21 protein-coding genes are annotated in these 23,506 nt (G+C 57.6%); 7 read left to right on the top strand and 14 right to left on the bottom strand.

Features of this window, described 5'->3' with window-relative positions; translation table 11 throughout:
* Positions 1 to 16 precede the first annotated feature (16 nt).
* From FHX08_RS19875 to FHX08_RS19860, 4 genes are all read right to left on the bottom strand, one after another.
* Positions 17 to 1,312 carry an ABC transporter substrate-binding protein gene (locus FHX08_RS19875; protein WP_132655361.1) on the bottom strand — a complete coding sequence of 432 codons (1,296 nt, stop codon included), beginning with the start codon at positions 1,310 to 1,312 and terminating at the stop codon, positions 17 to 19.
* A gap of 16 nt (positions 1,313 to 1,328) precedes the next feature.
* Complete coding sequence (locus tag FHX08_RS19870) at positions 1,329 to 2,171, bottom strand: metallophosphoesterase family protein (protein WP_132655359.1); 843 nt, start codon at positions 2,169 to 2,171, stop codon at positions 1,329 to 1,331.
* 110 nt (positions 2,172 to 2,281) lie between these two features.
* The gene (locus FHX08_RS19865; protein ID WP_132655357.1) at positions 2,282 to 2,923 is read right to left on the bottom strand and encodes a TetR/AcrR family transcriptional regulator; all 642 of its coding nucleotides are present in this window, start codon (positions 2,921 to 2,923) and stop codon (positions 2,282 to 2,284) included.
* Positions 2,924 to 3,015: 92 nt separating this feature from the next.
* Positions 3,016 to 4,737, bottom strand: a complete 1,722-nt coding sequence (locus FHX08_RS19860) for a penicillin-binding protein 2 (RefSeq protein WP_132655355.1) — start codon at positions 4,735 to 4,737, stop codon at positions 3,016 to 3,018.
* Between the two features lie 364 nt (positions 4,738 to 5,101).
* Here FHX08_RS19860 and FHX08_RS19855 point away from each other — a divergent pair, with 364 nt between their 5' ends.
* The 5 genes from FHX08_RS19855 (at position 5,102) to FHX08_RS19835 (ending at position 9,897) form a co-directional block, all read left to right on the top strand.
* On the top strand, positions 5,102 to 5,275 hold the full coding sequence (locus FHX08_RS19855) for a hypothetical protein (protein ID WP_165911927.1): 174 nt from the start codon (positions 5,102 to 5,104) through the stop codon (positions 5,273 to 5,275).
* A 231-nt stretch (positions 5,276 to 5,506) separates the two neighbouring features.
* The gene (locus FHX08_RS19850; RefSeq protein ID WP_132655353.1) at positions 5,507 to 6,178 is read left to right on the top strand and encodes a L,D-transpeptidase; all 672 of its coding nucleotides are present in this window, start codon (positions 5,507 to 5,509) and stop codon (positions 6,176 to 6,178) included.
* Positions 6,175 to 6,732, top strand: coding sequence for an OmpA family protein (locus FHX08_RS19845; protein WP_132655351.1), 558 nt, complete (start codon positions 6,175 to 6,177; stop codon positions 6,730 to 6,732). Before FHX08_RS19850 ends, FHX08_RS19845 begins: the two co-directional genes overlap by 4 nt.
* Before the next feature lie 281 nt (positions 6,733 to 7,013).
* Positions 7,014 to 8,327, top strand: a complete 1,314-nt coding sequence (locus FHX08_RS19840) for an SLBB domain-containing protein (RefSeq protein ID WP_132655349.1) — start codon at positions 7,014 to 7,016, stop codon at positions 8,325 to 8,327.
* A gap of 61 nt (positions 8,328 to 8,388) precedes the next feature.
* Positions 8,389 to 9,897 (top strand): O-antigen translocase, encoded by a 1,509-nt coding sequence (locus tag FHX08_RS19835; protein WP_132655347.1) that lies wholly within the window; start codon positions 8,389 to 8,391, stop codon positions 9,895 to 9,897.
* Between the two features lie 72 nt (positions 9,898 to 9,969).
* Here the strand turns inward: FHX08_RS19835 and FHX08_RS19830 are convergent, their stop codons facing one another.
* From FHX08_RS19830 to FHX08_RS19805, 6 genes are read right to left on the bottom strand one after another with little or no spacing between them, the layout of a single operon-like run.
* Positions 9,970 to 11,187, bottom strand: coding sequence for a DegT/DnrJ/EryC1/StrS family aminotransferase (locus FHX08_RS19830; RefSeq protein WP_132655345.1), 1,218 nt, complete (start codon positions 11,185 to 11,187; stop codon positions 9,970 to 9,972).
* Positions 11,184 to 12,158 carry an NAD-dependent epimerase/dehydratase family protein gene (locus FHX08_RS19825; protein ID WP_132655343.1) on the bottom strand — a complete coding sequence of 325 codons (975 nt, stop codon included), beginning with the start codon at positions 12,156 to 12,158 and terminating at the stop codon, positions 11,184 to 11,186. Before FHX08_RS19825 ends, FHX08_RS19830 begins: the two co-directional genes overlap by 4 nt.
* On the bottom strand, positions 12,155 to 12,874 hold the full coding sequence (locus tag FHX08_RS19820) for a DapH/DapD/GlmU-related protein (protein WP_132655341.1): 720 nt from the start codon (positions 12,872 to 12,874) through the stop codon (positions 12,155 to 12,157). The genes FHX08_RS19825 and FHX08_RS19820 overlap by 4 nt, the downstream gene beginning before the upstream one ends.
* Positions 12,864 to 13,967 carry a DegT/DnrJ/EryC1/StrS family aminotransferase gene (locus FHX08_RS19815; RefSeq protein WP_132655339.1) on the bottom strand — a complete coding sequence of 368 codons (1,104 nt, stop codon included), beginning with the start codon at positions 13,965 to 13,967 and terminating at the stop codon, positions 12,864 to 12,866. The genes FHX08_RS19820 and FHX08_RS19815 overlap by 11 nt, the downstream gene beginning before the upstream one ends.
* On the bottom strand, positions 13,964 to 15,001 hold the full coding sequence (locus FHX08_RS19810; protein WP_132655337.1) for a Gfo/Idh/MocA family protein: 1,038 nt from the start codon (positions 14,999 to 15,001) through the stop codon (positions 13,964 to 13,966). Before FHX08_RS19810 ends, FHX08_RS19815 begins: the two co-directional genes overlap by 4 nt.
* Entirely contained in the window at positions 14,998 to 15,504 is a 507-nt protein-coding gene (locus FHX08_RS19805; protein ID WP_132655460.1) for an acyltransferase, read from the bottom strand. Before FHX08_RS19805 ends, FHX08_RS19810 begins: the two co-directional genes overlap by 4 nt.
* Positions 15,505 to 16,059: 555 nt before the next feature.
* Between FHX08_RS19805 and FHX08_RS19800 the strand changes: the two genes are divergently transcribed.
* Positions 16,060 to 16,881: a response regulator transcription factor gene (locus tag FHX08_RS19800; protein ID WP_132655458.1), complete on the top strand. Its 822-nt coding sequence runs from the start codon at positions 16,060 to 16,062 to the stop codon at positions 16,879 to 16,881.
* A gap of 303 nt (positions 16,882 to 17,184) precedes the next feature.
* On the opposite strand, the gene FHX08_RS19795 is transcribed toward FHX08_RS19800, so the two are convergent.
* Genes FHX08_RS19795 through FHX08_RS19780 form a run of 4 tightly spaced genes read right to left on the bottom strand, consistent with a single transcriptional unit; the run spans position 17,185 to position 22,481 of the window.
* Complete coding sequence (locus FHX08_RS19795; RefSeq protein ID WP_132655335.1) at positions 17,185 to 19,017, bottom strand: glycosyltransferase; 1,833 nt, start codon at positions 19,015 to 19,017, stop codon at positions 17,185 to 17,187.
* A 4-nt stretch (positions 19,018 to 19,021) separates the two neighbouring features.
* Complete coding sequence (locus tag FHX08_RS19790) at positions 19,022 to 20,065, bottom strand: UDP-glucuronic acid decarboxylase family protein (RefSeq protein WP_132655333.1); 1,044 nt, start codon at positions 20,063 to 20,065, stop codon at positions 19,022 to 19,024.
* Positions 20,066 to 20,112: 47 nt separating this feature from the next.
* On the bottom strand, positions 20,113 to 21,609 hold the full coding sequence (locus FHX08_RS19785) for a sugar transferase (RefSeq protein ID WP_132655331.1): 1,497 nt from the start codon (positions 21,607 to 21,609) through the stop codon (positions 20,113 to 20,115).
* A gap of 14 nt (positions 21,610 to 21,623) precedes the next feature.
* Positions 21,624 to 22,481: a WecB/TagA/CpsF family glycosyltransferase gene (locus FHX08_RS19780; RefSeq protein ID WP_132655329.1), complete on the bottom strand. Its 858-nt coding sequence runs from the start codon at positions 22,479 to 22,481 to the stop codon at positions 21,624 to 21,626.
* Between the two features lie 309 nt (positions 22,482 to 22,790).
* On the opposite strand from FHX08_RS19780, the gene FHX08_RS31545 reads away from it, so the two are divergent.
* Positions 22,791 to 23,300 carry a hypothetical protein gene (locus FHX08_RS31545; protein ID WP_245508314.1) on the top strand — a complete coding sequence of 170 codons (510 nt, stop codon included), beginning with the start codon at positions 22,791 to 22,793 and terminating at the stop codon, positions 23,298 to 23,300.
* Positions 23,301 to 23,506: the final 206 nt, after the last annotated feature.

Genomic DNA, 23,506 nt, shown 5'->3' with positions numbered 1-23,506 from the left:
ACCTTCCAAAGCAGGTTTACGGCATCAGGTCCTGCCCCTGCTCCTGCGCACCCTTCAGGGCTTCGACCGGATCACCGTTTCCAAAGACGGCTTCACGAACACCGTCCATCATCATCTTTTCGACCTGGCGATAGTTCGGTCCGGGAAAGGCGACATTGGCCGTCAGGCGGTCAAGCTGTTCGAGGTTGGCCCGGAACATCGGGTTCTCATTGACCCAGGGGCCAAGGTAGTTGGGGTCATCGACGATATCGAGGCGCAGCGGCAGATAGCCGATCTTGCTGGTGATGATCGTGTAGGCTTCCTTGCTCGTCAGATATTTGAGGAGCTCATAGGAGGCGCGCTGTTTGCCGGGATCCTTGCTGAAAACGAAAAGGGCGCTGCCGGAATTGGTCGGTGCCGTCGGCTTGTCGCCGAAGGAAGGCATCGGCGCAAGGCGCAGGTCGAATTTGCCCTGGGCTGACTTCTTGACGCTGGAAAGCAAGGCACTCGTATAGAGGAACATGCCCATGTTGCCGGCGGCAAACGTATCGGATGCGCTGGCCGGATCGATCTTGGCATGGGCGCCGCTGTCGACCATGCCACGCAGCATCTTGACGGCATCGGCCGCGTCTTTGTCGGCAAAAGTCAGCTTGTTGCCGTCGCGCACCCTGCCGCCATTCGACATGACGATCGACTGATAGACGAAGGTGCCGTCGGTTGGGCCGTAGGCGCCGGGGAAGAAGCCATTCTTGCCGGTCTTTTCCCTGATTGCCTTGCCGGCAGCGTTGACATCATCCCAGGTTCTGGGCGGTTTGTCCGGATCGAGGCCTGCCTGCTTGAAGAGGTCGGCGTTGTAGAAAAGGATCGGCGTCGAGAATGTATAAGCAAGGCCATAGGTCTTGCCGTCGACCTTGCCAAGCTCCAACCCCTGCGGGATCATGCCGGTAACCTGATCCTTCAGTTCGTTCTCATCGACCATATCTTCAAGGGCATTGGCGCCGAGGTCGCTGGCAATATAGATCAGATCCCTGAAAACCAATTGCGCCACGTCCGGCTGCTTGCCGGCGACGATATCGGCCTGCACGCGCGACATGATCTCATTGGACGGGACGGCGATGGTCTCGACCTTGATGTTGGGGAATTTCTTTTCAAAACCGGCAATCAGTTCCTTGGTCGCATCGGCCCCGGCGCTCGCCGAGGCGAGATTGTAGTTGTAGAAGCTGATCGTCACCGGCTTGTCGACGGATGCGGACATTCCGGCAAAAGCACCTAAAGGTAAGAGCGAGACGGCGGCGAGCGCTGCCGTGAATTTCAATGCAGTTCTGCGCAACATGTCTGTCTCCTGGGACTTATTCGGCGGCGACGGGAACAGCCCGCGCCAGCAGCATTTCAAGCGGATAGGTGTTGAGTTCGGCGCGATCGGACGGCAGCGGCACGAAGGCCATAGTGAGGCCGGACGGGCGGATCGTGCCGATACCAAAAGAGGCGCCGCGCACCATGCGCAAAATGTCGGTGCGCAGAATGTCGGTCGCAGCATGCTGGCCGGTGCCGACGACGACGGGGATGCCGTGCCAGACCGAGACGCGGTCGTGATGGATGTGGCCGCTGAGGATGCCGACGATATTCCGGCCCTTGAGCAGTTCGCGGAACCGTTCCGACTGTGGGAAATGAATGGTGCGCCAATGGGTTGTATCGGGTTCGTCACCCAGAGCCGGCGGATGATGAACGACGATGAGCTTTGGCAGGTCGGAATGGGTATCCAGCGTCGAAGCCAGCCAGTCAAATTGCTCCGGATCGATCGTGCCGCCAATCAGGCCCGGTGTCGAGGAGTCGATCGTGACGATGTGAATGCCGTCGACGACGTCGTCGTGATCATAAGGGGCGTCCGGATCATCCGTCGCGATGCCCATGCCCTCGTAGAAGCCGGGCCGCGTGTCGTGATTGCCAAGCGCATAGATGACGGGCACATCGATCCGCGCATCCATGATTTCTTTCAGACGGCGAAAGCTCTCCGCGTCGCCGCGATTGGTGAGATCACCGCTGGCGATCACGAATTGCGGCTTCGGCGTGACTGTGGCGACCAGATCGAGCACCTGGCTGAGCGTTTCGGTCGTATCGCTATAAAGATGGTCATCATCGGCGGTGCCGATGTGCAGGTCGGTCAGATGAATGAAGGTGGTATCGCGGCGCATCGGAAGGCTCCCTGACGGTTCTCCTAAGGGACCGATAGAGGGAGCGTGTTTCGCAGGCGTGACGGATTTAGAATGCTGTTCGAAACACGTTCGGACCGGATCAGCTGATGTCAGGAAGGCCGCCGGAACATCGGCGCAATGACCTCTACCATTCGCGCGATGACGAGATCGGGATTGTCGAGATCCATCTGATGGTTGGTGAGAACCTCAGTTCTCTGCCGGCTGCGGGTGACCTGTGAGCGAATGCCGAGCGCACAGTTCAGACGCCAGCCGATATCCACCTCGTCGAGCCAGGGCGCGATCCGCTTCAATTGCGGGATGAAGGCGCGGTGATGCTCGACATCCTCGATGATGCGACGGTAGAGAGGCGCGCTGTCACGGTGGGAATGGGCCATGTAGGTGAAGTGCGACAACACAGGATAGCTCGACGTCGGGTCGGTTGCCCAGCGGATCGATGGACCGACGAGAGCTGCTATCACCTCTTCGATATCGGGAGGATTGGGCGCCCGCCGATCGACGGCTTTCTGCAGCAAGCTGAGGCGCTCAGCGTTTAACCGGCGATAGACGCGTTCGGCAACAGCCGTGATCAGCTCCTCCTGGGATCCGAAATGATAGGCGATCGCCGAAGGCGTCGCCTGCGCCTGGATCGCAATCCGGCGCGCTGTCAGCTCTTCCAGGGCGTGCGCCTCGCAAAGCAGCAGCTCGCAAGCATCCATGAGGCGTTTTGCAGTGACGTTCGTTCGATTGGACATGAGGCGAGAACCTCCGCCCAATGGCGTAGGCCGCAAGTGTGTAGTCCAGATGACGCAGAGCGATGAAAATTCGGCGAATGCCGGTGTCGCCCTCAATATGAGGCCAGCAGGTTCTGCCCGAAATCCGGTTCGACGCCCAGGATCGGTGCGACGCGGCTGATAATGTCGTGCACCATCGGAGCTGCCGTATTCGTAGCGAATGTCAGCCCGTGCTGACCGGTCAGCGGTTCGTCTATGAAGGACAGCACCACATATTTCGGCGCATCGATCGGGAAGGCCGCCAGATAGGCGTTGAAGCTCAGCGTGTGCGAATAATGGCCATTCACGACCTTGTTCGCTGTGCCTGTCTTGCCGCCGACATGGAAGCCCGGTACGTCGGCGGTGCGTCCGGAGCCTTGTTCGCCGTTGAGCTTGAAGAGATAACGGATCGTGTCGCTGGTGCTTTTCTTGACGATCTGCTGTTCGGTCTTCGCTGCCTCTTCGGCCGTACGCGGCAGGAAGGTCGGCTCTATGAGCTCACCGCCATCGACAAGGGCGGCACCGGCAACCGCGGTCTGCAGCGGTGTGGTTGCCACGCCATGACCGAAGGAGATCGTAATCGAATTGATCTTCTTCCACACTTTCGGCTGTGTCGGCGTCTTCACCTCCGGCAGTTCGGTTTGCATCTTCGTCAACAGGCCGAACCGGGTGAGATAGTCCTTCTGGCGATCCATACCGACTAGGTCCATCATCCTCGCCGTGCCGATATTGGAGGAATAGCGGAAGATTTCCGGAATGGTCAGCCAGCGGCGCGGCACGTCATGGTCGTCGTGGATGGTGAAGCCGCCGTAGTGCAGCGGTCCGGTGGCGTCGAAACTGTCGGAGAGTTTCACCGTGCCACTGTCTAGCGCCAATGCCATCGAGAAGGTCTTGAAGGTCGAGCCCATTTCGAACGTACCGTTCGACATGCGGTTCAGCCAGCCTTCGCTGCCGGTTGCCTGCGGATCATTCGGATCGAAATCGGGGGCGGACGCCATGGCGAGCACTTCGCCGGTATGGACGTCGAGGATGACGGCGCCGGCAGCCTTGCCCTTGTATGTGGTGATAGCGTCGGTGACGACGTCGTGAACCGCATTCTGCGCTCGGATGTCGATCGACAGGCGCACCGGCTCCAGATTCTCGCGCACCGCAAGTCCGGTGGATTCCAAATCCGAAAGACCCTGCATGTCGAGATACTTCTCCATGCCGGCCATGCCCTTGTTGTCGATATCGACATAGCCGAGGATGTGGGCTGCCGTGCGCCCTCCGGGATAGAAGCGTTTCACCTCCGGGCGGAAGCCGATGGCCGGAAGGCCGAGGGCCAGAACGTCGCTTTGTTGCTTCGGCGTCAGCTGGCGGCGCAGCCACGTGAATTGCGAACGCTTGTCGGACAGCTTCCGATAGAGCGCTTTTTGGTCAAGCTCCGGGAAAAGATGTGTGAGCTTCTCGACCGCTTCATCCACATCGACCATATGGCTCGGCTCGGCAAACATCGAAACCGTGCGGATATCGGTCGCCAGAAGTTCGCCATTGCGATCGAGAATATCTGGCCGGGAGGCCATGATCGGATTTGGCGGAATGCTCGATGTCGTCGTATCGACGGCAAGGCCATAATAGATGAGCTTGCCGAACATTCCGAGGTAGACGATGCTGAGAGCACTCGCGAGCGTGACGATGCGGCTTCTCGCTTGCCGTGCCGTTCCGGTCTTGCGAGCGGCCCGCGTGAAGGGAGCAGATTCGAAGGTGAGCTTCACCAGCCGACCGCTTCTTAAGCTGATACTATGAATGATCGACATCGACACACACCGAGAACAGAACGCACCAGCGCATAATCCACTCGTCTGCATCGGCCATCGAAGGGGACATGTGCGAATTCAAAGTCCTGCTGCGGACCGAATTCTCGCGCCTCAGGCAGAACGTTCAAACCTCTCTCCATCTGGGACCTGGATGGTTAACAACGTCTTATTCTGCTGCGTGCATTTTGTCGCAGTAATCCGATTTGGGCTGCGCCACATTCGGTCGCGGATTTAAAACGATTTTAAAAATCACCTCACGAAACTAATCGATTTTAATTCTATCGTTAAAATTTTCTTGTTGCAGCGCAAAAGGATTCGCGCCTAAATCGCTCCGAAGGTCAATTTGCTCTTTGGAGGAACGCATATGACTGTGGCATTTCCGCTGACTGAAAAGCGCAATGTCGACGAACTTCTGAAGCACCTGATCCAGCACAATCTCTCTTATCCGGGAAACTGTGCCGTTTCGCTCAAGGCTCATGTCGCCCTCGTCACCTCCTCCCACTCCTTCGCGCTGGGTACGGCGCGCACGGCTTGGTAGCAATCAGAAGCCGGCTTATAGATTATCTATGCCGCGAGACCGCTGCGAACTTTAGGTGGCCAACGCACGGTAAGCTCCTTTCCACCCAATAACCATCAAAGCACTTAGGCTGCAGGCGTAATAGCAACTCGTTCTCGATCTTTTGGGGGATGAGAAGAGTTTTATATTGTCCTAAATCAGAAATCTGATTTACTGGCGCCGCGCTGCTTGGCTTTGAGGGGGATATGGCCGATGGTGTGGACCCGCAGGAATATTCTGGCTGGCGGATTGGCGTTACTTGGGGCAGGCGCGGTACAAAGGCCGGCTTTTGCTCAGGCAGCGTCCTATTTCGCTGGTACCGCTGTCGATAATGGCGTCACGTTCCGAGCAACGAACTTTGCCAAAATCGACAGGCAATGGCACCGCCAGGTGGTGAAATATTTCAGCAGCGAACCAATCGGCACCGTAGTTGTCGATACGCGGCACCATTTTCTCTACGTGATCATGGAGAACAAGACGGCCATCCGTTACGGCGTCGGCGTCGGCCGCGAGGGCTTCAAATGGTTCGGCCGCGCCACGATCGACAGCAAATCACTTTGGCCGCGCTGGACACCGCCACCGGAGATGCGCAAGCGCCACCCCGAACTGCCAGAATTCGTGGCGGGTGGCTCACCAAAGAATCCACTTGGGCCCCGTGCCATGTACTTGCACCGGGACGGCGTCGATACAGGCTATCGCTTCCACGGCACACTTGAGCCGTGGAGCATCGGCAAAGATGCCTCCAGCGGCTGTATCCGCATGTTCAATGAAGACGCCATCGATCTTTACCAGCGTTGCCCGATCGGCACCGCGGTACAGGTCTTGCCGCATATTGCCGACCAGGCGCCAGCCGCCGAGGTCAGCCAGGCAACCCCTGTCGAATGAGGAAGATCAACTTGATGTCTGTTAGGATCGGATATGCGAGGCGCCTTTGCGTCGCGGCGGCCATGTTTTTGACGCTCACAGCCTGCACCACCACGGATATCGCCTCCGTGGAAGAGCCTCCCGCGGCGCCGTTGACTGGCCAGACCAATGATCCCGCGCCCGGTTTTGAAAACGTCAAGGCTGGCAGCGAAGAGGACTTCATCCTCAACGTCGGCCGACGAATCTACTTCACGCAAGATTCCGCCAAGCTCGATTCCGTTGCCATGGCGACGCTGGATAATCAGGCTGCCTGGCTCAACAGAAATCCGGCCTGGCTGATCAAGCTGCAGGGATTTGCTGACGATACCGGTTCAACATCGAAGATGAAGACGCTGTCACAACAGCGCGCCGACGCGGCAATGGCCTATCTGGCCTCGAGGGGCGTGGACCCGAAACGGATGTGGGCCAAGGGTTACGGCGAGGACCGAGAAGTCCGCGACTGCACGGAGCGTTCCTGCAGGGTACAGAACCGACGCGTCGTCGCCAATCTGCGCATGGAACGTGATGCGACCTGATCGCCGCTTATAACATCGATCGCTGAGAAACTCCTCCGACCTCCGCCGTCCTTGCACACGTCCGTGGAATGGAAACATGTGTTCCTGCTCGATCGAGGTAAAGCACCCTACTCCGCCTCATCAATATTGATGAAGTGAAGCAGCCGACCTCCATCTTCCTCAAGGCTCCGTCAGACTGCACACTGGTGTTGCGGCGCTGGACTCTGCGTCCGTCGTCCGCGCAACGCCTAAGGCATTGAACTTGTATCCGCTTAAGGATGCTTTGCAGGCTGGACACGTAGATGAAGTTATCGTACCGCGTTCCTCACATCTTCTTTCGTGCGGCGTTTGCCATCAGTGCTCTCGTCCTTCTTGCCGGGCCTGTGTCACCGGCTCTCGCCGACGACACTCCCTTTGCTCCTCAAACGAAAATCCGTCTGACGATTGCCCAGTGGATGCCATCCAAAGGCCAGTTTGAACGATGGGATGCGATCGGCGGCGAATACACCGTCTCGGATGAGGGCGCAGTCTTTTTGCCCTTCCTTGGAGCCCTTCCCGTCGGCAAGCTTGATAATGCCGGCCTCGCAAACCAGATTGCCACGCGTCTGCAGGAAAAGATCGGACTGATGCAGGCACCTGTGGTGATGATCGAAATTCTCGAATATCCGCCGATCTATGTCGTGGGAGACGTAGCCAAGCCGGGAGAGTATAAATTCCGCCCCGGCCTTACCGTCCTGCAATCGCTCGCAATGGGCGGCGGCCCGCTCCGCGCCAAAGGCGAGCAACAAACGCAGTCGATCAGGCTCGCAGGCGAATTACGCGAAACCGATCACTCGATTTTGCGCAGCGCCGCAAAGCTGTCGCGGCTCCAGGCGGAGATGGACGGAGCAAAAGAGATAACCTTCGACCGGACGGATGGCAGCGACCAGCAATATGCGGCGGGGATCTATAACGAGGAACGGGTCATTTTCCGGGCTCGAGCGAGTGCGCTGGAGAGACAGTCAAAGGCACTCGTGGAACTGCGTGACCTTCTGAATACCGAAATTTCGACGTTGGAAGAAAAGCAAGCGGGGGCAGACGAAAATATCAAATCCGTCGAGGACCAACTGGTCAGCGTTAAGACGCTCGTCGAGAAGGGCCTTACGCTCTCGTCGCGGCAAATGGACCTGCAACGGCTGCTGACGACCTATCGCGCTGACAAGCTCGACCTCGTCACTGCGATCATGCGGGGCCGTCAGGCCATCAGCGAGACAACACGGAATCTCGAGGGGCTTGCTGATACGCGCCGAAGCGAAATCGCAACCGAAGCGCAGTCCGAACGGGCAAATCTCGATCAGCTCAAAATGAAACGGGAACTGACGCAGAAGCTGCTCATCGAGGGGCTCGCCACTAGCGCCGACGCTAAAAACCCTGGCGATGAACTCCCGCTTACCTTTACCGTAAGCCGGCGGAATGACGGACAGATCAAACAATTCCCGGCCTCGGAAACGACGGCGTTGGAGCCCGGTGATGTGGTGAGAGTGGTCCAACCTCATATTTTGGAAGGCTCGTCCGATCCTGACTCCGCCGAGTCTTCCGAACAACCTCAAGCGCTTGCGGATCGGGCCAGCCAGTGACCGGCGAAAGCATGTGTTGCAACCAACAACTTTGCTGCCAGCCTATGGCCAGGGATATCTAATGACCTTGCGCATGATACCTCCTCGTGGCCAGACCTATACCCAGATTCTCAAATCGACGATGCTGATGGGCGGCTCCTCGTTGATAAACGTCGCGCTCAGCATCATCAGAAACAAAGCTCTGGCAGTCCTGCTCGGGCCGGAAGGCGTGGGACTTATCGGCCTCTATGGATCGATCATCGATATGGCCCAAGCGATTGCTGGTCTGGGCGTGAGTAGCAGCGGCGTGCGCCAGATCGCCGAAGCTGCCGGCACCAGCGACGCAGACAGGATCGCACGATCGGCGACCGCGCTCAGGCGCATATCGATGGTACTCGGCCTTCTTGGTGCGCTCTTGCTTGCCGCACTGGCCTTTCCGGTCTCGAATTTCACCTTTGGCGACTCCCAGCATGCAGCAGGGATCGCACTCCTCTCTCTAGCCGTATTTTTTCGGGTGGTCTCCGCCGGACAAACCGCATTGATTCAGGGAATGCGGAACATCGGAAGCCTTGCCGTCATCAACGTGCTCTCGGGGCTCTTCGGAACCGTGGTCAGCATCCCGCTGATCTATCTGTTTGGCGCACAGGCCATCGGGCCGTCCCTGGTCGTGGTCGCGGCTGCTTCAATTCTTCCCACCTGGTGGTACAGCCGACGAATCTCCACGCATCGCCCAGCAATGTCGGCGCGCCAGTTCGGCCAGGAAGCGACCGCTCTGCTCCGGCTCGGCTTCGCGTTCATGGCAAGCGGGCTTCTGACCTTCGGGGCGGCATACGCCATCCGCATCATCGTGCTGAAGGAGGGGGGCGTTGCCGCGGCTGGATTGTATCAGGCGGCTTGGGCGCTTGGCGGGCTCTATGCCGGTTTTATCCTGCAGGCGATGAGCACGGACTTCTATCCGCGCTTGACTGCAGCCGCAGACAACAATGCCGAGTGTAATCGGCTGGTCAACGAGCAGGCGGAAATAAGCCTGCTACTGGCCGGGCCTGGTCTGCTCGCCACCTTGATCCTCGCACCGCTCGTGATGAGTTTGTTCTATTCTTCGGAGTTTCATGGCGCCGTGGAGCTTCTGCGGTGGATCTGCCTTGGAATGATGCTCAGGATCGTCGCCTGGCCGATGGGTTTCATCGTCTTGGCGAAGGGTGCGCAGACGATCTTCTTCTGGACGGAGGTCGCAGCAACGCTGGTGCATGTGGGGCTGGCATGGCTCTTTGTGTCAAAATTTGGCACGCCAGGGGCCGGCATGGCTTTTTTCGGCCTATACGTCTGGCACAGTATCCTGATTTACGTCATCGTCCGCCGGTTTACCGGCTTTCGCTGGTCGCCCGCCAACCGGAGGCACGCGCTTCTGTTCCTGCCGACGTCGGGATTGGTATTCGCGGCCTTTTTGATCTTGCCGCCATGGTCGGCGATGGTGATTGGCTGCGTCGCCGTGGCTGCGAGCGGGCTTTACTCGCTACGCATGTTGGTCGAACTGCTTCCACCGGAGTCGGTACCCGCAATTGTCAGAGGATGGATCACGAAATCCGCATAAGAAAAGCGCGCATCAGATGATGCACGCTCCTTCTGATGCGCTATCCATTTCCCGCGGTATGCAGGTATCACTTCAGGCGGGCACGACGTGCTGTTCGGGCTGACGGACGACGCGGCCGGTGCTGACCTCGGCAAGGGCCTGACGCAACGCCTCGACGACCCCGATGATGTCGAGCTCCGTCATCTGGGCATAAAGCGGCAGGATGACGGTTTGCTGCTGCGCTGAGATGCTTCGCGTCAGGCTGGTGGCAGCGCGATGGGAGCCCTGATCGGCATAGGCGCCTTCCAGATGGATGTTCATCACACCGCGTCGGGTCGATATCCCTTGATCGAGCAGGACCTGCATGACCGCCCGTTGGTCGATTTCGTCAGACAATCGCACACAAAAGCTTTGCCAATTGCTGCGAGCCCAGCGGGGTTCGGTCGGGATCGACAGACCGGGGATCGTGGACAGCCGCTCGCAATACTGTTCGGCAAATCGCCGCCGCTGCGAAATCAGTCCCGGCAGCCGCCGCAATTGCTCCCGTCCGACGGCAGCCTGAAGGTCGGTCATGCGGTAATTGTAGCCCAGCTCGTCGTAATCCTCGAAGATAACCTGCTTCGAACCGTGCCGGACGGTATCGGTGACGCTCATTCCATGCTGACGCCAAAGCCGGAATTTCCGGTCGTAATCGGGATTGGCCGTGGTCAACATGCCGCCATCACCGGTCGTGACAACCTTGCGGGGATGGAAGGAGAAGCAGGCAATGTCGCCATGCGGCTTGCCGATCTTTTCCCAACGCCCGTCCCATAGGATTTCGCTTCCCGTCGCGCAGGCCGCATCTTCGATAACCGGAATCGAATGACGCTTGGCGATCTCCACGATCGTGCGGAGGTCGCAAGGCATGCCAAGCTGATGCACGCACAGGATCGCCTTGGTGCGCGGCGTGATTGCCGTCTCGATCAGGCTAGGATCGATATTGTAACCATCCGGCTCGATATCGACGAAAACAGGCACTGCATTGCAGTATCGAACAGCGTTCGCGGTCGCGATAAACGAATGGCTGACCGTAATGACTTCGTCGCCGGCACTGACGCCGACCGCCATCAAGGCGAGATGAAGCGCCGTCGTGCAGTTGGAAACGGCGCAAGCGTGCTCGGCGCCAACGTAGGCCGCGAATTCCTTCTCAAAGGCCGCGACTTCCGGCCCCTGCGTCACCCATCCCGATAGTATGACGCGGCGCGCGGCCTCAGCCTCCTCCTCTCCGAGGACGGGCTTTGCGACGGGAATTGTAGATAGCAGCGGGCTCATGCGGCCTGGCCTCCTGCCGCAGCAGTCTTCGACTGCCACCATGCGACGAGGTCACGAAGCCCCTGCTCCATCGATATCTCCGCCTTGAAGCCCAGGAGCCTTTCGGCCTTGCTGATATCGGCAAGACGACGGGTGACACCGTTGACGGCGCGCGCCTCCTTGTGCTGCGGCTCAAGCGAGGATCCCATGATGTTGCTCAGCATCTGCGCGAGTTCCAGCAGGCTTATTTCCCTGCCGCTCGCGACATTGAACACCTCGTCCGTGACGTCGCTCTTCGCTGCCAGCATGTTTGCCCGGGCGATATCGCGTGCGTCGACGAAGTCCATCGTCTGGCTACCGTCTCCATAGATGAGGGGCGGCATTCCAGCCGCAAGGCGCTCCATCCAACGGATCAGCACTTCGGTATAGGCGCCATAAACATCCATGCGCGGCCCGTAGACGTTGAAATAACGCAGCGCTACGTAGCGCAAGCCATACATTTCCGCGAAGCTGCGCAACAGCCCCTCGTTGAACGTCTTGGCCGCACCATAGATCGTCCTGTTATTGTAGGGATGATGCTGCTCCGTCGTCGGAAAGCTCTCGGCGAGCCCCAGCACGGACGCCGAGGAGGCCGCGACAACCTTTGACACGCCTGCCTTGACGGCAGCTTCAAGGACATTGAACGTGCCTTCGGCCAGAACTTCGAAGGCAAGCCGGGGCTCTTCAGCACATTGCGTGATGCGGATAGCCGCTTGGTGAAAGACGATGTCGACGCCCTCGAAGGTCTTTGCCAGAAGCGCTCTGTCGCGGATATCGCCCTCAATGATGTTAACGGACCCGCTGGCTATTGCCGTGCTGAGATTGTCCCGGCGTCCGCGCACGAAATTGTCGAGGACGATGATCTCCCGCGGCTTTTCCAATGCGACGAGATCGGCGATATGCGACCCGATCAGGCCGGCTCCACCGGTAATGAGTACCCGCTTATTTCTCATGATCTTCCCTCACGCGATATATTCAGCACAGGATCGGCATCCGTGCGCCAGCGTATGAATTTCGCGGGCACGCCGGCGACGACTGAGAATGGCTCGACATCGGAGACGACGACGGCGCCTGCACCGACGATCGCCCCCTTCCCGATGCGCACGCCGGGAAGAATTGTGGCGTTGGTACCGATATCGGCCCAGGCGCCGATGTGGACCGGCTTGATTTCGAGATCCGTGCGAATGATAGGAACATCCACGGGCAATGCCGTGTGGGTCGAACCAAGTACCTTGGCGCCAGGCCCCCAGCCGACAGATTCCTCGATCACCAGGTTGCGCGCGTCGAAGTAGGCCATCGGCCCAATCCAGACATTATCACCGATTACGCAAGTGCCATCGTAACGGCCCTGGATATAGGCTTGAGCGCCGATGAATACCCCATTGCCGATTTCGAACGTTTCCGGATGCTTGAAACCGGCACCGCCTGCGACCTGCAATCCTGTACCGCAGCTTCGCGCAATCGCCTGCCAGATGGCTTTCCGCATCAGGCTGTCTACGACGCCGTCGCCAGCTGCAAAGCGGCCGTAGAGTTCGATCAGACCGGCCCGTCCATACGATTGCTTGAGCTCTTCGGCGAGCCCGGCCTGATAGGCGGGATCTGCCGGCTTCTGGCTGCGGCCGTGAACGGCCTGCACGACGCGCGCCTCGCCTCCACGACTAGCTGACATAGGCATACTCCAGCGCTGCGGCGACCTGATCGACGTGCTGTACGGGCATTTCGGGATAGATCGGCAAGGAGAGAACCTCGCGTGCGGCGGCCTCCGAGACAGGGAAGTCGCCGACTTGGTAACCAAGGTCGGCATGAGCCTTCTGCAGATGAACGGGGATCGGATAGTGCAAGCCCGACGGAATACCTTCCGCTGTGAGCATACGCTGAAGGCCGTCGCGATCGCGGCTTCTGATAGCGTAGACGTGATACACATGCCGGCGGTCGGCGACCTCGACAGGCGTCTTCAGGTGTGACGAACCCGCAAGCAGCGAGGAGTAGCGGCGGCCATGAGAGCGACGTGCTTCTGTCCAGGCTTCGAGGTGCCGCAGCTTGATGCGCAGGATCGCACCTTGAATCGCGTCCATGCGATAATTGAAGCCTTTCAGCAGATGATGATAGCGCTGCTCCTGACCCCAATCGCGCAGCATGCGCATCGTCTTGGCCTGATCGTCGCTGTTCGTGACGACAATCCCGCCCTCGCCGCAAGCGCCGAGATTCTTGCCCGGATAGAAGCTGAAGCAGCCAGAGACGCCGATGCTGCCGGCGCGCGCGCCTTTGTACCGCGCGCCATGTGCCTGGCAGGCATCCTCAATGACCGGGATTCGATGGTGGTCAGCGATTGCCATGATCCCATCCATATCGGCCATCTGGCCATAGAGATGGACAGGAATGATCGCCTTTGTTCGGGAAGTGATCTTCGCCTCGAGCTGAGCCGGATCCATTGTGAGCGTCACAGGCTCTACATCGACGAATACGGGTGTTGCGCCCGTGTAGCAGATCGCCGACACGGTCGCGACAAAGGTAAACGGCACGGTAATGACTTCATCTCCGGGGCCGACGCCCGCGGCAAGCAGGGACAGATGCAGAGCGCTCGTTCCGGTATTGACGGCGATCGCATGCTTGACGTTGCAATAGTCAGCGAATTCCTGCTCGAGACGGGCAACCTCTTCGCCCAGTATGTATTGCCCCGAGGCGAGGACGCCGAGAACCGCAGCGTCTATCTCGCTCTTGATCGATTGATATTGTGCCTTCAGGTCCAGGAACGGGATCATGCAATGCGCCTCGCCTCTTCGAGCTCAATGATACGGCCGCGCTGGGCGAGCGACCGGCTTGCTGCTTCAAGGACGCGAACGACACGCAGCCCGGCATGACCGTCCGTAATCGGCCGTGAATTTTGCTCGATGCACTCGACGAACTGATCCAGCTCGCGCTTCAATGCCTCGGTCATATCGAGCTTAGGCGCCCACATATCGCCGCTGCGGTAGCCGACCAGCATCTGATGCACCTTCTCGCCATAGGCATCAGAATTGGGGCACATAGTGATGCCCTTGTCATAGACCTTGATCTTTTCGCTTGGCTCCAGGTCGTCATAGACGATCATCTTATTGCTGCCGCCGATCAGCGTGCGGCGGACTTTGACAGGGGCCAGCCAATTGACGTGGATATGTGCGATGAGCTTGCTCTCGAAGAAGAGCGTTAGGTAGGCGATATTCTCCGGCTCACCGAGCACATGGCTCATGCCAGTCGCCGACACGGCCACCGGCCGTTCCTGCAGGACATGGTCGAGGATGGAGAGATCATGCACTGCGAGGTCCCAGATGACGCTGACATCATGCTGGAAGAGGCCCAGATTGACCCGAACGGAGTCGTAATAATACATGTCGCCCAGGCCGCTTTCGACCAGTTCGCGCATTTTGCGGACGGCTCCTGTGTGGACGAACGTATGGTCCACGGCCAGCACGAGCCGCCGGCGCGCAGCCTCTTCGACCATCCGCAAGGCTTCTTCCGTCGTCGATGCCATCGGTTTTTCGACAAAGACATGTTTTCCGGCCATCATGGCCTGCATTGCGAGCTTGAAATGGGTCGAGACGGGCGTCGCGATGGCGATCGCATCCACTCGCGGATCGCGCAGGACTTCCTCGAAATCATCGGTGATCGTGACTGCGGGATAACGGCCTCTAACGGCCGCCAACCGCTCGACATTGAGATCGCAGACTGAAATCAGCTGCGCGCCGGCCGCTTCCGAAATGTTACGAACCAGATTTGGGCCCCAATACCCATAGCCAACAACGGCGATACCGATCATCGCACTCCTCCCAACGCAATTATGTCAACTGGACCGTCATTGACGCGACCGATCACCCTTGCCGGAACGCCGGCAACAATCGCGCCATCGGGCACGTCCCTTGTTACAACCGCTCCGGCGCCGACCTGTGCGGCCTCTCCGATGGTCACGCCAGGCAGGATGGTAGCGTTGCTACCGATCGACGCGTGGCGCCTGACCAGTGTCGGGACGACAACCCAGTCGGCCTCCGTTTGCAGACTGCCATCCGGATTGGCGGCACGCGGATATATGTCGTTGGTAAACATGACCCCGTGGCCGATGAAAACGCCGTCTTCCAGCGTCACGCCTTCACAGAGGAAGGAATGGCTGGAGATCTTGCAGTCTTTGCCGACGACGACGTTTTTCTGGATTTCAACGAAGGTGCCGATGCGCGTTCGCGCGCCGATCGTGCAGCCGTAGAGATTCACAAGATCTCGATGATGGATGACGCTGCTGTCATCCAGCTTGACGTTCGATGCAATCATACGCATGCACCCCTACTCTTCAACAAATCCTGATTTATAGATGAAACCGGAAACCCACTGATTGCGCCAAAGATTTCATCTAGACAGGACAAATATTTCTTGCCCCTCAAAGAGAATTGTTTTCGTCTTCTGAGTAAAGAAACAAAACGTCTAAGCTTATTCACCTAAAGGCGTATCTACTTATGACGACGTACCCCAAAATTCATAGCCCACAATCAACATTGGTGGTGGAGCAAGCTCGAATTCGGCTCGAGCGTACGCCACGGGCCATATTGATTTCATGCGTTTAGCGACTCGATTGGTAACTGGGGGACAACGCAATTAACTACTCGGCGATTGGCCTAGTATCGCATAGGTCCATACCAAGAATTAGGACCAATTTACATCTTGCGATGGAACTAATGTTCGTCTTTAGCCTATATTAGCTAGTTTGAGATCGCTGAAACTGTGGTATTTAATTCCCACTTTAGTGCTTCCAAACCCTCATATCTGAAGGGCTTGAGTGTTCGGTTGTTGTTGGGGCGTAGTGAAAACTCGGCTGGGGAGGATGAAGCAGTGAATTCAGCGCTTATACCAAATCTAGACCTAAGGCAGGAAAATGTTACTCTGCCACTTAAGATAGAGAATAATTCGACGGCATCGATCTCGCCGTCAAAGCCAAAGCATTCTCTCGTGATCCTCGATAACCGTGAACTTGATCGGCAATGCCTTGCGCAGTGCATGGCCGCCCACAAGACGGATCTACATGTCCTGGCATTTGGAGAGATTGAAGAGTGGAAGCAGAGACGCGACGAATATCCGCCGCTTTCGGCAATTCTCTTGAACATTGGCGGAAAAAAAATCGATGAACCTGCCGTTTCAGGACAAATCAGAAGCCTTTCGTCGGAATTCGGGACGATACCGGTCATCGTGCTGGCCGATAGCGACGATTTCAACCAAATCGTCAAGGCACTCGAATATGGAGCCAAGGGCTACATACCTGCCTCAGTGAGCGTCAGCGTGTGCATGGAACTCATCGCGCTGTCCGTTGCGGGCGGCGTCTTTGTGCCTGCAAGCACACTATTCGCCATGCGTCACCTGCTGGAGTCCAGCAACTCGACCGCTCGACCGCTGGCCGGCATGTTCACGGACCGTCAGGCCGAAGTCGTAGAGGCGCTCCGCCGAGGAAAGGCGAACAAGATCATCGCCTATGAGCTCAATCTGCGAGAAAGCACCGTCAAAGTGCATGTTCGCAACATCATGAAAAAGGTCAAGGCGACGAACAGAACAGAGGTCGTATTCAAGATCAACGATCTCTTCGACAGTATTACTTCCCGCGAGACAAGCAGAGACAGGATCGACGCTGTCGGACGGACAACTGTTCCGTCACATCACTAGCACAGCCTTCCTTAAAATCGGCCTCGGTGGATGCAGAGAATTGCACCACCGAGCCCAACGTTTGCGCCTGAGCACCTGAGCTCGGATGTGATCCGTTCAGCTTGCCCAAGCCCCACCATGTTTACCGTCACTTCCGGCTCTGCCCCACACGCAGTTGCCCACCATAGTTTTCCGCTCAGGTCTTACAAAGTCTATCGCTCGGCATGAACTGGACACCCGGCTGCAGTCCCGGGGATTGGCGGTCTGCTAAAACTCGTCCTTCTCGATTATTCAGCGAAGGACACCCTTAAGCGGCGCCGGCACTCATGAAGCATGTCTGGAAAGTAGCGCCGTTCGGATCCTGCGCAGCGGGCTTCTCTGCGAACGGGGAACCAGACCCTTTGCAAGATGCCAAAAATATCGGAACTCAGGCATTGGCGGCACATTCGGCCGCAATTGGTTCAAGCGCAGTATGGTGATCAGGTCATCAACGCCCGAGTACAACCTCTGGCGCCAGCCGATACCAGGTCTGAAATGTCGAGATGCTGTACGTTCGCCCGATCCCCCATCTGCGGAGGGACCGTGACGAAGAGCGTTCGCAAGATTCGGCTGCTGACAGCGATCGAGAATATCGGCGAAATATCCAAGCCATTCGGGATCGCTTCGTATGGGAAGCTGGTGAATGCTTTTTCGGCTCGTGCCGGATCCTTCGGAGATAAGCCGATTCTCTTGCTGGCTTCCTTGAGCGAGGACGAAGCGCGCGCGCCTGAGTTCGTCGTGGGACAGAGACGGATAAAAGTCTTGCAACCTTCGCGCTTGCGCGAGCTGGCCTTTACAGGCCAATGCGAGGAGAAAATACGCCCATTCGACCGGATCCGGGTCAGCCGCCCCGTAGTCGATCATCGTCACCTTGACCAAGTTCAACAGAAGCTCGTAGGCGCGATCGGCATTACCCTCATAAAGGGCACAAAGAGCGAGACCGAACTTGGCTTCAGGAAGGTAGGATACATACTCCAAGCAGCGCGCGTAGCAGTCCTTGGCCTCCTCCACGTTGCCCTGCTCAAGGAGCAGATTGCCTTGCTTCAACAAAGCGCGGTCGCTTGCCATTGCGGCGACTTGGATGCTTGCTTGCTCAGAGACGCGTTCAACTTTTATGAGGTCGCCGAAAGGCCCGGACTGAATGATCTTTTCCCCGGATTGCAGGCCCCCATTCAGCATAAACCATTGATATATTTGCGGCCTGTGATTCAGAGTGTGGCGAGAATGGACCAGATTATAGCCCGCCGTCGAAATACGCTGGATCTCGCCAGGGTGGGCAAAGAGATATTCCAATCGTTCAATCACGTCGTGGTGGTCGGCAAAGACACAATTTTCCATGTCGGCAAAGCCAGCCGCCTGCAGTGCTGCCGTCCGTTCTGTCACGAGACAGGAATTCGCCGCCGGGATCTCAAAATGCTTTCGCACCACCTCGCCGGCCATGGTGCCGCATGCCGGTACGACGAGGCTCGCGTTGAGCGCGCGGGCATAGGCCTCTCCCGACAGCAGCTGGGAGGCAAGCTTGCTCTCATAACTATGTTGCGGCGAAACCAGGCAGGGATATCGATCGCGGATTATCGGAAAGACCTTCTGCCGCCAGGGGTAAAGGCCATTGACCTGGCCCGTGAGCGTGACCGGTATGACCTTGTGCTGGTGATAGTCTTGAAAGACTTCCGGATCGATGAAATTTGGCCAGACGAACAGGTTGTCCTTTAGTTCCGGCATATATTCCGGAGCCAAGGTCGCAATCGAGAAATATGTCTCGATGCCCCATTGCTCCATATCGGAAAGAAAGCCGCTGCGCCGATCGCACCATGGATCCGCGTTATGAAGGCCAAGCTTCGGAACGCCGACATAAGCATTGGTATTGGTGATGCTTATCCGTCTTGATCCGTGCGACCGATAGCCGCTCTCAAACAGCGTCAGATCCGGCTCGTATCTCTCACATATCTCTGCGTAGTCGCAGTCGTGATTGACGACGACGACATCAAAGTGTGTGCTGAGGCACTTGACCTGCTGCTGCATGTGCAGCAGCAGGTAACCGGCTGCTTTCGCATTGGGTTGATGATCCCATTGAAAGAAAACGAGCCTCGGTTTGCGATGATTGCCGATGCTATTCATGTTCCTATCGCGTCGCTTCCGAAACAGGAAGGCCGATCGCCGGAATAGGCAGATGCGTATAAGCCGTTTGCGCAGGCCTGACGCCAGGCATGTTCCGCGATCCCCCGGAGAGCTTCCACTCGAAATAGGCGATCGTTCTCTCAAGCCCCTCACGCAGGCTCACCGTCGGCTGCCAGCCCAGTTCTTGCTTTGCGCGGCTGATGTCAGGTTTACGCTGCGTCGGATCGTCGACCGGCAGAGGCTTAAAGACAATGCCTGACCTCGACCCCGTCATTTCTATGACCATTTCGGCCAGCTCCCGAACCTGGAACTCGCCTGGATTGCCGAGATTGATCGGTCCGGTAACCCCGGCCGGCGCGCCCATCAGGCGGATGAAGCCCTCGATCAGATCGTCCACATAGCAGAAGGAGCGCGTCTGCGTGCCATTCCCGAAGATGGTGATCGGCTCGTTTTGAAGCGCCTGAACGATGAAGTTGGAGACGACGCGGCCGTCATTGGTCTGCATGCGCGGCCCGTAGGTGTTGAAAATTCGCGCTACGCGAATTTCCACGCCATATTGGCGGTGGTAATCGAAGAACAGTGTTTCGGCGCACCGCTTGCCTTCGTCGTAGCAGGCACGGGGACCGATCGGATTGACGCTGCCTCGATACTCCTCGGGTTGAGGATGGACTGCCGGGTCGCCGTAAACCTCGCTCGTGGAAGCCTGGAAAATCTTCGCCTTGGTGCGTTTGGCAAGACCGAGCATGTTGATGGCCCCGTGCACATTGGTCTTGATCGTCTGAACGGGATCGAACTGATAATGGACTGGAGATGCCGGGCAGGCGAGGTTGTAGATCTCATCAACCTCTACATAAAGCGGGAAGGTAATGTCGTGGCGAAGGATCTCAAAGCGAGGATCATCAAGAAGATGCAACACGTTGTCGCGCGAACCGGTGTAATAATTGTCCACGCAGAGGACGTCATTGCCTTCTCGCAAAAGTCGCTCGCACAGGAACGATCCCAGGAATCCGGTGCCGCCCGTAACCATAATTCGCTTGTGTCCGTGCATTGAAATGCTCCGTTGTTGATGTTTGCCTCGCAGAGCGAGGGGTCAGGTCAGTAGGCTCCCCTGCGTTTGAAGACCGCAGGGATTGTGCTGAGAAGAATGTGCCAATCGAACCACAGGGACCGATTGTCGATATAGAACTCGTCGAGTTGCTGCTGCAGTTCGAGATCCGCGCTGCTGCGTTCGGATATCTGCCAGAGACCGGTCAGTCCCGGCGTTACAGAGCGGCGCTTGTTTCGAAACTCACTGTCCATCGCCAGGAGGTGATACTCCGGGAACGGCCGCGGTCCGACGAAGGCCATTTCCCCTGCAATGATGTTCACCAGCTGCGGGAGTTCGTCGAAACTCGTCGAGCGAAGCAGATGCCCGATCACAGGCAAGACGCGTGGATCCTCTTTGAGCTTGAAGTGCGTCAGCCACTCGACGCGCATAGCAGGGTTTTCCCGGAACAATGCCTCGAGGCGCTGTTCTGCATCTCTATACATCGTTCGCAGTTTCAGGACGTGCACGGGCTTGCCGGACAGACCCTCCCTCGTGTGCCTGAAGAAGACGGGCCCTGGATCGATGGCGTAGATCGCGGCTGCGGCAACCATAATGAAGGGTGCGATCACGATCGTTGCTGGGATGGCGATTGCGAGATCGATGACCCGACGGATCAGGTCCGAGCTTGCCGAGCTCCCGCTGGAGGCGACACGAATACCGATCTCTCCGCCGACATCGGCAGGTCGCAACCCGTTTATCTTGAGGTTCGGCGTATCGGACAGGAGAATGACTTCGGCGAACTTTTGGCGCATTGCCGCCAGATCGGCGATAAGCGAGCCTGTGTCACCGGCAATCAGGGCAATGGATGGTGCGCTGTCAGGTGATGTTTCCGACGCATCGGGGAAAAAGGGTTCTGGCCTTATGCCGTACTGCCAATGATCCTTGAAATGCGCCGTGAGCGTAGGGGTAAGATTGCGGCCGCCTATGATCACCGCCCGCTCCCCCCAAATTCCAAGTCTCCGGCACAGGCCTCGTGCGAGCCAATGCGTAACAGGCTGAACAATCAGCCCGAGGCCGAGGAAACCGATGACGGAAAGCAGCAGTCGCCCCCCTTCCGGCAGAAGAATTGCTCCGAGCGCCGCGAGGACAGCCACCTTGAAGGCGGCTATCGTGCGGCGCCGCAGGTGTTCGTGGTCATGAAGCCGATACCCGGGATAGAGGCCGGCCGATGCATAGAGAACGATCGTCGCCAATGCTGCGAGGGCGAAAGCACGTTCCAATATCGTGCCCGCCGAACCATCGGGAAGGATGGAAAGGAGAGCAAGATAGACAATCAGATAGGCCGCAACGTCGCCGGCAACCAAGAGTGACGATGTTGCAAGTCGAGGAAATCGGCGCCGGAGCGCAAGCGGCATATTCAGCTCTGACTTCCTCAGGGGATCGGCTGTCCTAACAACTGTTATGGGTGGAACAGAGCTTGCCGAAGCTGCCCGCGATGCCGCGTCATTTGTGGTGGCGACCTTCGACGGACCCGATGTCATTGCTGACGGCGCAAGTAAGGACATGGTGGTTTACTCCTCTACGGCCTTTGTCCTGACGCACCCGATCCAGAAACAGAGTCCTCGATCGGAAACGTCCGAAGCCCCAGCCTCTGAAAGACAGTCAGTGAGATGAAGGTCGGCACGACGAGCGCATAGCGCCGCCACAACCGTCGCGGCTCACATAGAAGGCGAAACGCCCATTCGAAGCCGCTTCTTTGAATGACCCTTGGAGCCTGGCGTTTGAGGCCGGCATGAAAGTCGAAGGCAGCGCCCACTCCGATGAGAACCGAAGCTTCCAGATGATCGCGCATGCGCGCCATCCAAAGCTCCTGTTTGGGACTGCTCAGTCCGACCCAAATGATATCCGCGCCTGACCGATTGATCCGGTCAGCAATATCCCTTTCCTCTTGCAGCGAGAGTTCTCGAAAAGGCGGCGCGTAGGAGTCGACTATCCGTGCTTCCGGGAATTTTGCGATAAGCCGAGCCTGCAGCTGATCCAGCGTCTCGGCCGTCGCGCCATAAAGGAAGTGACGCAAGCCCTTGGATCTACCGGCTTCGAAAACAGCCAACATTAGATCCGGTCCGTAGACCCTGTCGCTTTCCACATGGCCAGCGCGCTTCAGCGCCCATACCAACGGCATACCGTCGGGGGTTACGAGGAATGCACGATTGTGTATGGACCGAAGCTCCGAGTCTTTCTGACACCGCACGACACCGTGCGCGTCGCGAACGCAGACATATTCTTTCCTGCCGTCTTCAATCGCCTTTTCAATCAGTCCGGTCGCGCTTTTGAGATTGACTGCCGAAACTCGAACACCAAGGACATTCGTCCACTCCAGGGTCCCCTTTGGATAAAGGTCTGGAGTTTGGTTTCTGTCTGCTGGTGAATTTCTCATGACCTACGCTTTACCTACGGCTTTTGCCAACTGAACGGTTGACAGAATATGCTGGCAAGGCGCCTGCCTCTAGACTTTCACATCCAGCTATTGGGCGTAGAAACACTTCACATTTCTGCGTCGCGCATAGAAATGCATTACAATATTGGAAGTAAGAACGTATCCGCCGGGTATGCCCCATTGATCTTTTGGATAAGCGTTACCCCGAAAAGGGCTGTTTTGACCCTCACTGGGCCACAGCAGACAGTTCTTTTAGCGCGACAAAAGCTGGGGAGGTTTGAGCCCGGCGATAAAGCCTAAAGAGAGGCAATGGCGAGTTCAGCAGGCGAATTGCCGGTACCTACCGGAGAGCCTCCAGAGGTGCCTGGTACTGCCAACCAACTGCAGAAGGATTTGAGCTCTGATGGCTATACCGTCATCAGGGATGTCCTGACGCCCGAGCAGGTGGAAGGATTGCGGCGGGTTGCCAAACAGTATCTGAGATCTGGTGGCTGTTATCCCTATGGCGGAAAATTCCAGCTTCATGCGATGTATGTCGTAGAGGAGGTCGCTAAGCTTTTAACTTCGAGCACGATCCTCGATCGCCGCAAGGAAATTACGCAACCGCTCGATGTGGTTCTTACAGGTGAATGCGATCTCATGATCAACACGACATCGTCATCGCATAATGACGTCCCTCACCATCCTCGCTGTGCTGATGGAAGTATTTTCTCGGACAAGAGTTTCAGGGTCTATAAGATCGCGTTTTACCTGCAGGACCAGGGCGAAAATTCGCGCGCGACATTGAAGGTTCGACCCGATCCCATCTCAAGGGCCTGACCCAAAGCTTGCCGGCGAAGAGTCTTGGCGCACGCGAGCGATGCTATCATTTTCGACGTGCGTATCGAACATGCCAGCAAATGCCGACACCTGTTGACAGGAGCCTGCTCAAACTATGTGAGCGGGCCGGACCGTGGTTTCGCCTGGATGTTCAGCGCGCTTTCACTTCAGCGCGATCAATCATTCGATGGTTCAGCAGAATGCCT

It is taken from the genome of Rhizobium sp. BK529, from assembly GCF_014194105.1.
Taxonomy (GTDB): domain Bacteria; phylum Pseudomonadota; class Alphaproteobacteria; order Rhizobiales; family Rhizobiaceae; genus Rhizobium.
This window is presented reverse-complemented; position numbering and strand designations above follow the sequence as displayed.

What these genes read in the sequence shown, in the direction of transcription:
- FHX08_RS19815 (WP_132655339.1), bottom strand. Translation starts at nt 13,967, where the DNA reads ATGATCCCGTTCCTGGACCTGAAGGCACAATATCAATCGATCAAGAGC.
- FHX08_RS31545 (WP_245508314.1), top strand. Translation starts at nt 22,791, where the DNA reads ATGGCGAGTTCAGCAGGCGAATTGCCGGTACCTACCGGAGAGCCTCCA.
- FHX08_RS19840 (WP_132655349.1), top strand. Translation starts at nt 7,014, where the DNA reads ATGAAGTTATCGTACCGCGTTCCTCACATCTTCTTTCGTGCGGCGTTT.
- FHX08_RS19830 (WP_132655345.1), bottom strand. Translation starts at nt 11,187, where the DNA reads ATGAGCCCGCTGCTATCTACAATTCCCGTCGCAAAGCCCGTCCTCGGA.
- FHX08_RS19870 (WP_132655359.1), bottom strand. Translation starts at nt 2,171, where the DNA reads ATGCGCCGCGATACCACCTTCATTCATCTGACCGACCTGCACATCGGC.
- FHX08_RS19850 (WP_132655353.1), top strand. Translation starts at nt 5,507, where the DNA reads ATGGTGTGGACCCGCAGGAATATTCTGGCTGGCGGATTGGCGTTACTT.
- FHX08_RS19805 (WP_132655460.1), bottom strand. Translation starts at nt 15,504, where the DNA reads ATGATTGCATCGAACGTCAAGCTGGATGACAGCAGCGTCATCCATCAT.
- FHX08_RS19825 (WP_132655343.1), bottom strand. Translation starts at nt 12,158, where the DNA reads ATGAGAAATAAGCGGGTACTCATTACCGGTGGAGCCGGCCTGATCGGG.
- FHX08_RS19790 (WP_132655333.1), bottom strand. Translation starts at nt 20,065, where the DNA reads ATGCACGGACACAAGCGAATTATGGTTACGGGCGGCACCGGATTCCTG.
- FHX08_RS19875 (WP_132655361.1), bottom strand. Translation starts at nt 1,312, where the DNA reads ATGTTGCGCAGAACTGCATTGAAATTCACGGCAGCGCTCGCCGCCGTC.
- FHX08_RS19835 (WP_132655347.1), top strand. Translation starts at nt 8,389, where the DNA reads ATGACCTTGCGCATGATACCTCCTCGTGGCCAGACCTATACCCAGATT.
- FHX08_RS19845 (WP_132655351.1), top strand. Translation starts at nt 6,175, where the DNA reads ATGAGGAAGATCAACTTGATGTCTGTTAGGATCGGATATGCGAGGCGC.
- FHX08_RS19855 (WP_165911927.1), top strand. Translation starts at nt 5,102, where the DNA reads ATGACTGTGGCATTTCCGCTGACTGAAAAGCGCAATGTCGACGAACTT.
- FHX08_RS19865 (WP_132655357.1), bottom strand. Translation starts at nt 2,923, where the DNA reads ATGTCCAATCGAACGAACGTCACTGCAAAACGCCTCATGGATGCTTGC.
- FHX08_RS19860 (WP_132655355.1), bottom strand. Translation starts at nt 4,737, where the DNA reads ATGTCGATCATTCATAGTATCAGCTTAAGAAGCGGTCGGCTGGTGAAG.
- FHX08_RS19810 (WP_132655337.1), bottom strand. Translation starts at nt 15,001, where the DNA reads ATGATCGGTATCGCCGTTGTTGGCTATGGGTATTGGGGCCCAAATCTG.
- FHX08_RS19820 (WP_132655341.1), bottom strand. Translation starts at nt 12,874, where the DNA reads ATGTCAGCTAGTCGTGGAGGCGAGGCGCGCGTCGTGCAGGCCGTTCAC.
- FHX08_RS19795 (WP_132655335.1), bottom strand. Translation starts at nt 19,017, where the DNA reads ATGAATAGCATCGGCAATCATCGCAAACCGAGGCTCGTTTTCTTTCAA.
- FHX08_RS19785 (WP_132655331.1), bottom strand. Translation starts at nt 21,609, where the DNA reads ATGTCCTTACTTGCGCCGTCAGCAATGACATCGGGTCCGTCGAAGGTC.
- FHX08_RS19780 (WP_132655329.1), bottom strand. Translation starts at nt 22,481, where the DNA reads ATGAGAAATTCACCAGCAGACAGAAACCAAACTCCAGACCTTTATCCA.